Genomic DNA, 13,546 nt, shown 5'->3' with positions numbered 1-13,546 from the left:
GGGCGGATAACCGCGTGCCGTGATCGGAGCAGTGGGACGAGGTCCGCGCATCCCGCAGTGGTCAGCGGCCGCTCGATGCACTGACCAGCCCGCTCTCGTACGCGGCGATGACGAGGTGGGCACGGTCATGGGCGTCGAGTTTGGCCATCAGGCGGCGGATGTGCGTTTTGACCGTGGCCAGGCCGACGCCCAGCCGTACGGCGATCTCGGTGTTGGTGAGACCACGGGCGATCAGCAACAGCACCTCGCGCTCGCGAGCGGTGATCCGGCCGAGGTCGACGTTCGGCGCCCCGGGGTCGTCGGGCGTATGGCGGGAGAACTCGGCGATCAACCGCCTGGTCACCGTGGGCGCCAGCAGTGCCTCGCCGGCGGCGATCACGCGCAGGGCGGCGAGCAGATCGCCCGGACGGGTGTCCTTGAGCAGGAAGCCGCTGGCTCCGGCGCGGAGCGCGGCGTAGACGTACTCGTCGAGGTCGAAGGTGGTGAGGATGAGGACCTTCACATCGGCGGTGACGGGGTCGGTGCGGATCCTCCTGGTCGCCTCCAGGCCGTCGAGGTCGGGCATGCGCACGTCCATCAGGACGATGTCCGGCCGTAGCCGCCTGGCCAGGTCGACGGCGTCGCGCCCGGTGCCCGCCTCACCGACCGCCGCCAGGTCCGGGGCGCTCTCGATGAGCAGCCGGAACCCGGTGCGAAGCAGATGCTGGTCGTCGGCCACGAGCACTCTGGACGCTCCGCCGCCGGGTCGTGCGCCTTCGTTCGTGATCGCGCCCATCAGGTGATCTCCTCTTGCTCAAGGTGCCGGGACGGGCAGACGCGCCTCCACGACGAACCCGTACCCTGGTCGCGGACCGGCCGACAGCGTCCCGCCGTACAGGGCGGCCCTTTCCCGCATCCCGGCCAGGCCCTGACCGCCACTCCCAGCGGGCGGTGCCAGGGAGCGAGGGCCGGACGGGCCCTCGTCACTGACCACGACCATCACCTCGCCGGGCTCTCCGGGCGCGACCGTGACCTGGCAGCGAGTCGGGGCAGCGTGCTTGATCACATTGGTCAGCGCCTCCTGAACGATCCGGTAAACCGCCGGCCCCACGCCTTCGGAGACGGTCGGCTCCAGGTCGACGCGGAGGTCGACCGCGACTCCGGCCGCCCGCGCTCCGGCGGCCAGGGCCGGGATGCCGGCCAGCCCCGGAGCGGAACCGATCCCGCCGGTTCCCCCGTCGCGGTGGGTGGAGGTGGGGGCGGGGCGCAGCGTGCCGAGCACGAGGCGCATGTCGGCGAGGGCGGCGTGGCCGGTCTCCTCGATCAGAGCGAGCGCGCGCCGCGCCTCCTCGGGATGAGTCTCCGCGACGTGGTTGGCGATGGCCGCCCTGACGGTGATCACGCTCAGGCTGTGCGCGACGACGTCGTGCAGCTCGCGGGCGATCCGCAACCGCTCGTCCGTCACGGCCTGGCGTGCCGATTGCCGGATCGCGCGAGCGGCGTGCGCCCGCTGCTCGCGTACGGCCATGCCCACGGTCCAGGACAGGCCGAGCAGCAGCCACGCGAACGCGGTCAGCGACAACGCCTGTGCCCATGACGATTGCCGGGAGCCCACGGCCGCCACTACCAGCAGGGAGACGACGAGCGCGACGACCGCGGGCCGCCGAGGTTCCGAGAGCGCCACCATGTGCAGCGCCACCGCCACGACCAGGTACGACTCGCTCTCACCGGCGAGCCCGGCGAGTGTCGCGGCGGCGAGCGCCCAGTAGAACACCGGGCCGGGCCACCTCCTGCGCACGGCGAGAGGCAGCCAGGAGGCGAGGAGCAACGGCACCGTCACGGCCCTGCCCTGTAACAGCGCCGCGGCGGAAAAGCCCGCGCCGAGCAGCACCGCGGCGGCGGCGTCCAGGGCCACCCAGTGGCCGGGACGCAGCCGCCGAGCGATCAGCGGACGCGACTCGGACACGGAGCAACGCTATAGGCGCAGCTCATCGAAGGGATCGTCCCGAAGTACGTCATCTCCTGGGCGGAGTTCATCCGCCGGGATGAGCCGTGCCGTACGGTCCTGGGCTGACCCGGTGTCACCACCCGCGCTTCCGGCTCCACGTTCTTATGACCACTGGCGCCTCCGTACCCGTCCACAACAGCCTTGGGCTTTCACCGCTCCGGCACCCCTCGTACGCCCGAACGGGGAACCCACATTAAGCAACCAGAATCGAAATCGCCGAGTTCCCCGCCGGCCACAGACCCGGCAGCCGGCGGGGTCACCATCTACCTGAAGACCTCAGGGGAGTCGGCGAGGGTGTCCGGACAGGCCTCGCGAAAGCACGGCCACCGTGAGCAACCGGCGCCGCGTCCGGTACGAGGTGTCATCGCGGGTGTGCCTCCAGTTCGACGATTCGGGAATAGGCGCCGTCGTTCGCGGACCGCACCACCACGCGCAGCGCGCTTGCGGTGACCGGCTCGAAAGTCCGGCGCACCAGGCCTTCGGTGTTGCCGCGGATTTCGGCGACCGTGCGCCACTCGCCGCCGATCAGCAACTGCACGTCGGCATCACGGATGCCCCAGTCCTTCGCGGGGTACGCCGCGGAGTCGATGGTGTACAGGTCGACCCGCCCTATCGGCGCCGACGCGGCGAAGTCGACGGTCAGCGTGTCGGGAAACGTGCCCTGAGTCGCGTCGTTCCAGCCGTTCCCCTGCCCCCACCCGTCCGAGCTGCGATCCCCGTCGATCGCGCCCTCGGGCCGGAAGGAGCTGTGGGCGGACGATGCGCCGGCATGGCCGAGCCGGGTCGCCAGGTTGACACTCACCGGCACCTCCCGCCGTTCGGCGCCGACCGTGACGGTGAGCGTGCCGGTGCCTGGCACCGTCGCGTCCACGGGAGCGGTCAGCGTGACGGGGACTACCGCCTCGCCGTCGCTGCCGAGCTTCACGTCGGTCCGAGCCGGGGTAACGGTCAGCCCGCCGCTCGCGGCGAACGCGACCTGCGCGGTGCCCTTACCCTCGCCGAAGCGGCGCACCCGCACCTGCAGCTCCCGGGACTGACCGGGCGACACGCCGGCCGCGACCGGCATGCCGACCTCGTAAACCGGCTCGCCACCCACCGGCGCGAGTTCGGCGGAGACGGCCCGCTGAGGCCGCAGTGTCACCGGGCCGAGCAGCCCGGCGGGACGGTGGTCTCCGTGCCGGTTGGCGAGCGTGTTGGTGACGCGCACCTGGATGTCGTTCCGTCCGGCGCGCAGCGCGGAGGTGACGTCCTGACGGTAGGGCTTCCACAGCAGCGGGTCGAACGCCTGCCCGTTCACTGTGACCTCCGCGACGTCTCGGACGTCGCCCAGGTCGAGGACCAACCGGCGCCCGTCCAGGGTCGCCTGGTCCAGGTCCACGGTCCGCGAGTAGGTCGCCGCGCCGGAGTAGGACGGATCGATCGCCGTCCACGACCCGAGCGGCCGGTTCCGCGGCTCGGCGCCGGGCTTGTCCAGCCGCACCGACCAGTCACCGTCGACTGCGACAGGGGTGAGCGGGTCGTCGGTCGCGATGGTGCCGCTGAACAGCCGCCCCCCCGACGTACCGACCAGCCGGTGGCCGCCCGGCGCGTCGAGCACCGCGTCGACCCGCAGCTTGCCGGCTTCAACGGCGCGCACGGCGGCTGCGGTGATGTCGCCGGAGACCAAGTGCGGCACAGCGGCCGGCGGCGGCGCCGCGGACCGGAAGGTCACCACAAGGGTTTCGTACGGCTGAAGCTCCAACGGTACGGCGGTGTCCTGCCCGCCGAGCCCATTCCGGAACGTGGTGGCGATCGCGGTCCGGCCGGACTCCGGTCGCCAGAGCTCCGGGGTGCCCTTCGCGGCGAACGTCGCAGTTGTACGAACCACCGCCTCGCTCTCGTTTGTGACCAGGAACGCCTTGTCCGCGCCGGTCTCCAGGCGCAGCACCCGCACCGCCCGCTGCTCCGGTTCGAGCACGGCCGCGGCGACGCCCGCCGAACGGGCCACCTTCCCGATCCCCGCCGGCGCGGTCAGGCGGATGGTGTGCCCGGCGCCGTACCGGTGCTCGGCCGGCGCCTTGCCGTTCCCGAACAGCGACGCCAGCGCGTCCCGAAGCTCGGCGTCGCGTCCGCCGGCCTCCTCCGCCGACAGGTCGCCGATCGCGACCAGCGTGCCGCCGGACCGGACGAACTTCGCCAGCGTCCGCGCCGTCGCCAGATCCAGGGTGGGAGCCTGCGGGAGCACGGCCACCCGGTACGACTGCTTTCCCACCCGCAGCTGTCCGCCCTTCGCCCGGGCGTGCGCCCGGATCGCCTTGTCACCGGAGAGCGCGCCCTCGTCGAGCAGGTCGAAGTCGACCTGCGCGTCCTCCAGGGCGTACGCCGCGGCGGTGAAGTCCCGATCGATCGCGTCCTGGGTGGGCGTGCCCTGCCAGGACTCGGCGGCGCGCTGCGGTTGGATGAGGGCGGTCGGCGCGACGGCACGACCGCGGGCGACCTCCATGACCCTGCCGATCCAGTCGTTGAGCGGCTTCGCGGTGCGCCACCACGGGTTGCCGGAGCTGAACGGCGGCGGGTAGACGACGTTGTTCTCATCGGTCCACATCGCGTGCAGCACGGTCAGGTTGATCCCCCGGGCGGCGAACGCGCCTAGCAGCGCCCGCGAGAACTGAGGAGAGACCTGCCAGCCCATCGCGCCGAACGCCTCCAGCAGCACCCGCTCCTGCCCGTTCTGGTGGGCGGCGCTCGCCGCGTACCGGGGGAGCATCGTGCGCCCGCCGGCGGTGTACTGGTCGAACACGACGTCCGTGCCGGGCACCTGGGCCCACTGGTTCGCCTTGTGCATGTCGCCGGTGCTCGCGACCTGCTCGGCGGGGCCGTGCTCGTCCCACAGCGGGTTGGAGACATAGGCGACGCCGTGGTCGGCCATCCAGCGCGCCTGTTGCGCGTAGTACGCCTCGCCGAAGCGGTCGGAGACAGCCCGCCAGTACCGGCCCCGCTCGGTCCGCCCGTCCCGGCCCAGGTCGTCGAAGACCGCCGCGTACGCTACGCCCGGCGTGCTGCCGACGTTCTTCAGTGCGGCGTGCAGGCTCGGCGACCATGGCTTCTGCTGGAAATGCGCGTCGGCCGAGGCGATGAACGGCTCGTCGTCGAAGAAGCCGCGCAGCACGGTGCCGAACGCCCACGGGAACCGCCGGTGGTACTCGCCGGGCACCGCGTCGAGCATGCGCGCCACGGCGTCGTCGTCCAGCAGGTCGAGGTAGTTACGGCGGAACGACCAGGAGTTGTCGTCGGCCAGCGGTGTCGCGGCGAACGTGTCGACCTGCCACTGCCCCGCGGGCGCCTGCCAGGTCCGGCCGGAGGTCACATGGTCCGTCAGGTCGACAAGCTTGCCGACGTCGGTCGAGCCGGCCGGGCGCGCCACCGCGGAGACGGCCTTCGCGGCGGTCTTGCGGGGCGAGAAGTCCCCGAGGGCTGCCGTGTCGTCGAACGTCTGCCCGTACAGCGACCGGCCATCGGGCGCGGTGACGGTGAGGTCGTCGTACGTCGCGCGCTGATCGGAGACCGCGCGGAACCCGGCCGTGCCACGCGGGAACATGCCGTCGGTGACCGATGGACGGGCCTGCCCGTCCACGTACGGGGTGATGGTGTTACTGGAGACCACAACCTTGATCTCGTGCTCGGCGGCCGGATCCCAGCCGGGCACGCTGCCGGATTGGCTCAGCAGCGTGAACGCCCCGTCCTGCTGGCGCCAGATGTCCACCCCGCCGTCGTCGCGACGAGTGTCGACCAGGTAGCCGTTCCGGTCGTCGGTGGCGCGGACGATGATGCCGCCCGCCCCGCGCTCCAGACGGGTGTGGGCGGTAACCGTGTAATCGGTCCACTCCGCTCCCGCCTTCAGCACCGTCGCGCCGGCCAACGCCCTTCCGTCGGCCACGAGCCGGCCGCCGCTCACGTCCAGCCCGGTGGTGTTCGCGGCGAAGTCGACCTGCGCCGGGCCGGTGACCGTCCTGGTGGTACGGCTGAGCCCCTTCGGGCGCAGCTCGGGATGCGGCTCGTAGGTGCGGTCACCGACCTTGCCCCCGTTGACGACCAGCCCGCCGCCCCGGCCGCTGGGGAAGAAGTCGTCGTTGAACAGCCATAGGTGCATGCCGGTGCGCTGCGCCTCCCGCAGCGTGTGTTCGACGATGGCGAACCACTCCTCGCTGAAGAACGTCGGCTTCAGCGCGGTGGTGTCGAACGGGAACACGATCGCCTCGTACACGCCCTGCGCCCGCAGCTCGCCGAGCTGCCGGTCGACCAGCGCCGGCGTCACGGTGCCGTTCCAGAACCACAGCACGGTCGGCCGGCTGTCCGGGCGTGGGTCGGCGAACCGGGCTGCGTCCATGCCTTTCGGCGCCGGTTCTGCGACCGCTTCCGACCGCGGGGACGTGACGACGGCGAGTGAGCACAGTATGGCGAGCGCCGTGGTGGCGACTCGCGCGGTCAAGAACCTCATATCGCGACTTCTGGGATGAAGGACTTCATGTCGTAACTCCTAGTCCGATGGGGGGAGCTGATCGTGTGGTTGCCGGCGGGCAGGCCGGTGCGGTAGACGTACCGGCCGTTGGTTGAGACCTCGCGGGTCTGCGCCGCCTCAGGGCAGGATCCTGATCGCATCGATGCGGATGTCGCCCTCGGTCATCAGAGGGTCGAACCGGAGCCCGGTGAGCCGGGTCGCCTGGGCGGGAACCGTGACGGTGTAGGTGCGGGTGCCGCCGCCGGTCACGGCGAACTTCGCACTCTTGTCCTCGGAGAACCAGCCCTGCGCGGCCGTCGTCCAGAAGACCTGCCCCTGGCCGCTCGCGGACGTCGACATGGTCACCTCGACCGTGAGCCCCTGGTCCAGGTCGAGCGAGAGCGGCTCGCCCTGGACCAGGAACGGGTCGCCGCCGGTGGCGGAGGTGGCGAGCACGCCGCCCGCGACGGTGAACGGGGTGAGCTGGCTGGCGGCCGTCCAGCCCTCGGCGTCCCCGTCTGTCGCGAACTCCCACGCCGCCAGCGTGTGGGTGACGTCCACCCGCACGGTCGCGGCCGTCTTACGCCCGTCGTCGCCGGTCGCGGTCAGCGTGACGTCGTACGTGCCGTCCTCTGCCGACTCCGGAACCGTGACCGTCATGCCGGGCCGCACCGTGACCGGGACCCCCGACGAGGCCACGTCGTACCGCTGCGTGGCCGGCTCGACCTCCCAGCCATCCGGCGCGGAGACGGTGAGCAGACCGGACAGCCGGTCGGGCGCGATGCCCTCGATCGTGGCAGCGAGCCGGGCGCTGCCGCCAGGCCGTACCCGCACCGACCTGGGCGCGGCGTCCAGCGCGAGTGAGCGGACCTCCTCGCCTGCGCGCAGCGTGAGGTCGAGCACGCGTTGCGGGCGGAGCACCACCGGCCCGAGCAGGCCTGACGGGTGGGCCCGGTCCTCGAACTCGTTGGCCTGCGTGTTGGTCACCCGCACCTCGACCGTGTTCGCGCCCGGCCGCAGCAGGTCCGTCACGTCCAGCGTGTACGGCCGCCAGTCGACATGGCGTGGCTCCGATCCGTTGATCGAGACCGCGGCCAGCTCGCGAACCGCGCCGAGGTCGAGCGACACGCGCCGCCCTTCGGCGAGGAAGCCCTCGGGCATCGTCACATCACGGGTGTAGACGCCGGTGCCGGAGAACCTCGGGTCCAGAGCGGTCCACGACCCGAGCGGCCGGCTTACGGTCTGCGCGCCATCCCGGTCGAACCGGAACCGCCAGGCGCCGTCGAGCGGGATCGGCGTGAGCGGGTCATCGACGGTCACACTCCCGCCGTACGTCTTCCCGCGGTACCGTCCGCCGACGTAGACGTCACCCTTCCGCTCCACCACGACTCGCGCCCGCAACGCGTCACCGTGCGGTTCGACGGAGGAAACAGTGGCATTGCCGACAGTGGCGTGCGGAGTCCGGCCAACCGGGTGCACGCCGGGACGGAAGACCAGCCAGGTCGCCTGGTACGGCTTCAATTCCATCGGCACCGTCACCCGGTCGTCACCGAGCCGGAACATGGCCGCGAGCTCGGTCCGGCCCGTCTCCGGGTCCCAGATCTCCGGCGCCTGCCGCAGGCTGACCGTCACGTCGGTGCGCACGGTCGAGGCCGAGAGGTTGGTGACGAGGACCGCATCGTCCGCCGCCCGCTTCACGTGTCGCACCCGGATGTCAGGGCTGGCCGGGGAGATCGTCACCCCGGGGTCGATCCGCTCCTTCAGCACCTGCGCGAGCTTGGCGCCATCGGGCAGGTACACGGCGAGACCACCGGTGCCGCCGGCCTTGCGCGAGGCCGCGGGCTGAGCGGGGTCGGTGCCGAACAGCGCCTTCAGCCTCCGGCGCAGCTCGGAATCACGGCCCTCCGCCTCCCGGGTCGGCAGGCCGTCGACGGCCACGACCGTGCCGCCCTGGGTGACCAGCCGCTCGGCGGCGGCCAGCGCCTCCAGCGAAAGCACCGTGGTCTTCGGCATGACCAGGGCCTGGAAGGTCTGGTCGTGCAGCCGCAGCCGACCCCGGTTCACCGTGAGCCCGACGCTCAGGTCCGGGTCCCCGGCGAGCGCGAGTTCGTCGAGATAGTCGAAGTCGAGTTGTGCGGCGAGCAGGGTGTTGGACGTGCCCTTCCACGACCCGTCGACCTCGCTCAACCCAGGACCGTTGCCGGCGAAGCCGCGCACGGTCCACGGCGTGCCCTCGGCCATCACCGACGAACTGGGATAGAGCAGCCCGACCGGGTTCACCGGCGTGGCCCCTCGGGCCGGCTCGACGAGCCGGCCGGTGAACGAGGCGTACGCGCCGAAGCGCGGCCAGAGCGTGTTCTGGAAGAACTGGCTCGGCTGCGACTCATGCCGCCGCTGCCCGTCGATCGAGTAGTAGAAGGCGTGGTTGTCGATGAGGTCGACGCCGCCTGCCACCTCCCAGGCGACCGTGCGCTTCATCTCCTCCATCGACAGGTCCCAGCCGAACGCGCCGAAGGTCTCCGCGAGGTTGCGCTTGCGGTCGAAGAGGTGTGCCACCGAAGAGTTCAGCTTCGGCGTGATGGCGTTGGTGTCCAGGCCGCTGATCAGGTCCATGCCCGGCAGTTGATAGTGCTTGCTCATCTCGAACCAGCTACCGCCCCCGATGAGCCGGTGGCTGCCGAGATCCTCCTCGACGAGCGGGTTGGAGATCAGCGCGATGTCATGCGCCGCTGCCCAGTCGGCGAGCGGCTTGGTGTGCGCCTCGTTGTAGCGATCGGAGAGCGCGTCGTAGTAGTCGATTCTGGTCTTCGTGGTGGCAGCGCCCGTGTCGTACCAGATCGCGGCGAGCCGGGCGGTGAGGTCGTACCCGGCGTTGCGGCTGAGGTAGTCGCGGAACCCGGGGGTCCACGGGATCGAGCCGAGCGAGTCGACGCCGCCCCGGTTGTCCGGGAAGTTGTTGTAGAAACCCGGCTCGTCGTTGAAGATTCCCTGGATCATCGAGCCGAAGTACCTGCCGAACCGGCGCGCGTACGTCTCGTGGGTGATGTCGATGAACTTCGCCGTGGCCTTCGGGTTGAGCATGTCGACGTAGGGCTGGTCGGGCTCGAGGTCCGGATGGTAGTTGGCCAGCGGCCGCTGCACGAGGTGCAGCAGGCACCAGCGCCCCTCCGGCACATCCCAGCGCAGCCGGCCGTCCGCGCCGACTCTGCCGGTCAGCTCCACGGCGGATCCGCCGTCGAGGGCCGCGCCGCGCGCCTGGCCGTCGGTCACGCAGCCGCCGTCGCCGCTCGTGCGCAGCGCGACGGCGGCGACCAGCGAGGACGCCGGCGACTGGGTCACGTCCCAGCGGACGAGATCGCCGGAGAAGTCGTCCGCGAGCAGCGTGGCTCCGCCGTCGAGTGAGGTGACCTTCAGGTTGTCGAAGCGCGCCCGTTCGTCCTGGCCGGAGCGGAGGCCGACGCGCCCCTTGGCGAGCGCGGCGATCCGCGGGTCGCTGCGGCTGCCGACCTCCCGGCCGTCGAGGAAGAGCGTCACCGTGTCGCCGCGGACCTCGGTCGCGACGTGGTGCCGCTCGCCGTCGCGGATCGTCGTTCCGGCCGGAACCCGCCCGCCGACGAGCTGGTACGCCCCGTTCACCCGGACGTGCACACCGAACGTCGAGCCGGCCTCGGGGTTGTACGGGGAAGTCGTCGTGAGGTTGACCATGACCAGGTTCGCGGCGTCCCGGCTGTGCATGGTCCACCCGCCGGCCAGCGCGTCAACGGTCAGGTCGAACTCCATCCGGTATCCCGACCAGTCGGCCCCGTCCTTCGACAGGGCCACTTCCCCGCCGTTGACGGTGAGGACGTCGTCGCCGACCGACCAACCGCCCGGCACCGGCACCGGCACCGGCTCGTCGTAGCGGGCCGGCCCGGTCAGGTCCTTGGCGACCGGGGTGAGATACCACGGCAGGTAGTCGGGGTTGGCGGGCACCGTCCTTCCGTCGACGTCGCCGCCCTTGACCGTACGACCGCCGGCGTAGCCGCTCGGCCAGTTGAGGTCGTCGTAGAGCCAGGCCTTCATACCGCGGCGTTCGGCCTCGGCGAGGGCGAAGCCGACCTTGTCGAAGTAGTCCTTGGACAGGTAGTAGGCGTTCTCTGTCACGCCGAACTCCCCGCCCAGCCCCTGCCGGGGGTGGATGAAGAACTCCTCGACGCCGTTGTCCTTCATCTGGTCGAGCTGCTGGGACAGCTCGTCCTCGGTGAGCTTGCCGTTCCAGAACCAGAAGGCGTGCGGCCGGGCCGTGCCCGGCGGTTCGGCGAACAGGGCCGGGTCGAGCCGTCCGGTCTTCGCGTCCCAGCCAGGCGTCCCGGCACCGGCGGGGCCGGGACGACCGGCACCGGCGGCACCGGCGGAGTCGGCCACCGCGGTCGGCGGAACGGTCACCGCGAGGAGCAGCGCGGCCACACCGCCCGCCGCCCAGGTGATGAATCGTCGTGTCATGGAATCTCCTTGCGTCATTCGGAATTCGTCGTCTGTCCGGCCTTGGTGCCGTCCGAACCGGCACCGGTTCCTTGGGGGGAGTTAGATCGTTTCAATAGATGGCGAGGGTCGGCGAGCGAGTCCACGGTGAGCGCGCCGACCGAAAGGACCATCGCGGCGGCCGCCGTAGCCACCGCCGTAGCCACTGCGGTGCCACCGGTGGCGGGTTGCCACCGGTGGCGAGGGCCGCGGTCACCCGCACCCGGCCCGTGGCAAACCTCGTGCCCGGTTCTCTCATTCGGCACTTCTGTTAGAACGTTTTAAAGAAGCAACGAGTATTTTTCCCCGATCCGAAACATCCCGCGCATCCCTTGTCGATCCGGCCATCACACGGCCGGCACCGGGCCGTCAGCTCAACAGCGTGATCTCGCCGCATCCCGAGGCGCAGCGCGGGCGACGAAGCGGCCGCCGGCCCCACGCTGACGAGAACCGGCCCCTGGCGACAGAACGACGTCGAACCCGTCCGGGACGGCACCCCGCAACAGCCACCCAAGAGGCCCGGTCGTGTTGCCGGGAGCCGTCAGCGAAGGAACTCCGGCATCGCCGGGGGTTGGCCAACTCGTTCTCAACTGAAAGTGAATCGTTTCAACAGGTGCTACTTCCCGGCCTCTATCTTCAAAAAACGTCTTAGCAACCAGTCCCTCGGAACCTAAGCCTCGGCATCAAGCCCTGTCAATGGCCGATGAATAGGGCGTTTCCGACGTGTTACCAGCCGTAGACGGGCCGTGCGAGCATGGGGCCGAGCGGATGGATCAGCTGAGTGGCCCATGGCGTCCGGTTCCCGGGTCATGACCTGCTCGACCAGGGTCATGAACGGCACGATGCCGGTCGTGGCCGAGCAGCGGCTGAAGACGCGGGCGAGAAGGGGCGTCATCCCGGTTGTCTCCGGTGGGGTCGGTCACGAGATCGCCAAGGCAAGCCAATGACGTTTCCGGTGACCGGAGCGAGCTGCTCACCTCCTGGCAGAGCAGCCCGCCACCCGAGTCCACCTCCATCTCGCCCGCGGTGCGTGAGATCACCGGTCGCGAGCCACGTTCGTTCGCAGAGTGGGCCGCTGAGCACGCCGCCCACGCTGATCTGGTCGCGGCGCGAGGGATAAAGGTGTTACCTGACGGGCTGACCGGGACCGGCCGGTCAGCCGAAGTGCTCGGCCATCCAGGTGTCCCACCCGGACTGCTCGTCGCGGCCCGCGAAGTTCTGGTGACCGAGCACGAGGGCGTCGCCGCGGTCGGTACCGGAGTGGATGAACCGGTACAGGCCCTCGTCCGTCCGAACGCCCAGGTTGACGGGCAGGTTCGCGTAGTAGACGACCCCGGCGGAGCCGTCCGGGAGACGGACGTCGTCGCCCTCGGCGACGTCCGGCGTGACGCCCAACTCCTGGGTGACGGTCTTCCAGACGGCATCCGGACCGCCCGCTCCGGGCCGGAAGGCCGTGGTGACCGATGGGGTGCGGCCGGTGAAGTGCGCGAGGTACTGCTTGAGGGTCTCCTGGTAGATGGGCCAACCGGCCTGCATCGCCTCGAACTCGGTCTCCCAATCGTCGCCGAGCATGCCACTCTGCACGAGCCGCAGCACGGTCATGCCGCCGCCACGCCCCTCGATGAGGTATTCGAGCGCCATGAACCGGCCGTCGGGGGCCTGCTCGCTGCGGGTCGCCAGGCGGGTGCCCGGCTCGTAGGCGGTGATCGTGGCCTGCTCGGTGTGGCCCAGCATGGTCAGGTTCGCCGGGCCGCCCTCGGCGGTGCCCATCTCGGTGCGTCCCATGAACCAGGAGTCGACACCCGGCCCGGTCGCGATCGCGTCCCAGACCTGCTCGGGCGTGGCACTGAGCTCGATCTCCTGGCTCAGCTCGAACGGGTGCGTCATCGGGTTTCCTTCATGCTCGGGTGGACGGCGACGACGATCCGGTGGTCGCGACCGTGCTCGGCGGACTGGTCGTGGTACGTGGACACCAGGGTCGTGACGGCCCTGGCAAGCTCCTGGGCGAACGCGGCCCGGTCGGCGGCCGAGGCGAAGCGCACCTCGGTGTCGATCGCGAAGGTCGCGACGCGTTTGCGCGCCTTGGCGGCGCCGGCGATGAGCGCCCCGACGTCGCGGACCAGCCGGGCCGCGACGGCCAGCAGCCAGCCGGCCGACAGCTGGTCGGGAGAGCGGGCCGGGTCGGGCTCGACGGACGCCAGCGCGGCCGGGGAGATCACGTAGGAGGCCGCGGTCGCGCGCATGATGCGCTCGTTGACGTTGCCCTTGCGCCGCTCCTCGATCATCTCGACGAGCCCGTGCGCCTCAAGCGTCTTGAGGTGGTAGTTGACCTTCTGCCGGGGCAGGCCGACCTTGGCGGCCAGCATGGTCGCGGAGGCGGGCTCGCTCAACTCGGCCAGCAGCCGGGCCCGGATGGGGTCCAGCGAGACCTCGGCGGCGGCTGGATCCTCGATCACGGCGATGTCTTGCATGACCACAGGCTATGACCGACAAATTAACTCGTCAAGGACGCCTTATTTATCGGCACATCGGCCTTGCCGGGCTCGGGTCCCGGCGAGCCCCTCCCGAGGCCCAGGGCAGGA

At 70.8% G+C, this 13,546-nt stretch carries 7 protein-coding genes; 1 reads left to right on the top strand and 6 read right to left on the bottom strand.

Annotation, left to right across the window (positions count from 1 at the left end):
* Positions 1-61 precede the first annotated feature (61 nt).
* The 4 genes from ACQP0P_RS03475 to ACQP0P_RS03460 form a co-directional block, all read right to left on the bottom strand.
* Positions 62-775, bottom strand: coding sequence for a response regulator (locus tag ACQP0P_RS03475; RefSeq protein ID WP_433370745.1), 714 nt, complete (start codon positions 773-775; stop codon positions 62-64).
* Positions 776-793: 18 nt separating this feature from the next.
* On the bottom strand, positions 794-1,945 hold the full coding sequence (locus ACQP0P_RS03470) for a sensor histidine kinase (RefSeq protein ID WP_433370742.1): 1,152 nt from the start codon (positions 1,943-1,945) through the stop codon (positions 794-796).
* A gap of 403 nt (positions 1,946-2,348) precedes the next feature.
* Positions 2,349-6,464 (bottom strand): glycosylhydrolase-like jelly roll fold domain-containing protein, encoded by a 4,116-nt coding sequence (locus ACQP0P_RS03465; RefSeq protein ID WP_433370739.1) that lies wholly within the window; start codon positions 6,462-6,464, stop codon positions 2,349-2,351.
* A gap of 138 nt (positions 6,465-6,602) precedes the next feature.
* Entirely contained in the window at positions 6,603-10,946 is a 4,344-nt protein-coding gene (locus ACQP0P_RS03460) for a glycosyl hydrolase (RefSeq protein ID WP_433370736.1), read from the bottom strand.
* A gap of 806 nt (positions 10,947-11,752) precedes the next feature.
* On the opposite strand from ACQP0P_RS03460, the gene ACQP0P_RS03455 reads away from it, so the two are divergent.
* A complete protein-coding gene (locus tag ACQP0P_RS03455) occupies positions 11,753-11,911 on the top strand; it encodes a hypothetical protein (protein WP_433370733.1) in 159 nt (52 codons plus the stop codon).
* A 208-nt stretch (positions 11,912-12,119) separates the two neighbouring features.
* On the opposite strand, the gene ACQP0P_RS03450 is transcribed toward ACQP0P_RS03455, so the two are convergent.
* Together ACQP0P_RS03450 and ACQP0P_RS03445 are read right to left on the bottom strand one after the other, a co-directional pair.
* Complete coding sequence (locus ACQP0P_RS03450) at positions 12,120-12,851, bottom strand: SRPBCC family protein (protein ID WP_433370731.1); 732 nt, start codon at positions 12,849-12,851, stop codon at positions 12,120-12,122.
* Positions 12,848-13,435 (bottom strand): ArsR/SmtB family transcription factor, encoded by a 588-nt coding sequence (locus tag ACQP0P_RS03445; protein WP_433370728.1) that lies wholly within the window; start codon positions 13,433-13,435, stop codon positions 12,848-12,850. Before ACQP0P_RS03445 ends, ACQP0P_RS03450 begins: the two co-directional genes overlap by 4 nt.
* Positions 13,436-13,546: the final 111 nt, after the last annotated feature.

It is taken from the genome of Streptosporangium sp. CA-115845, assembly GCF_050943795.1.
Taxonomy (GTDB): Bacteria; Actinomycetota; Actinomycetes; order Streptosporangiales; family Streptosporangiaceae; genus Streptosporangium.
This window is presented reverse-complemented; position numbering and strand designations above follow the sequence as displayed.

Bases quoted from the DNA above. Each gene is read 5' to 3' on its own strand.
- ACQP0P_RS03475 (WP_433370745.1), bottom strand. From the start codon at position 775: ATGGGCGCGATCACGAACGAAGGCGCACGACCCGGCGGCGGAGCGTCC.
- ACQP0P_RS03465 (WP_433370739.1), bottom strand. From the start codon at position 6,464: ATGAGGTTCTTGACCGCGCGAGTCGCCACCACGGCGCTCGCCATACTG.
- ACQP0P_RS03460 (WP_433370736.1), bottom strand. From the start codon at position 10,946: ATGACACGACGATTCATCACCTGGGCGGCGGGCGGTGTGGCCGCGCTG.
- ACQP0P_RS03455 (WP_433370733.1), top strand. From the start codon at position 11,753: ATGGCGTCCGGTTCCCGGGTCATGACCTGCTCGACCAGGGTCATGAAC.
- ACQP0P_RS03450 (WP_433370731.1), bottom strand. From the start codon at position 12,851: ATGACGCACCCGTTCGAGCTGAGCCAGGAGATCGAGCTCAGTGCCACG.
- ACQP0P_RS03445 (WP_433370728.1), bottom strand. From the start codon at position 13,435: ATGCAAGACATCGCCGTGATCGAGGATCCAGCCGCCGCCGAGGTCTCG.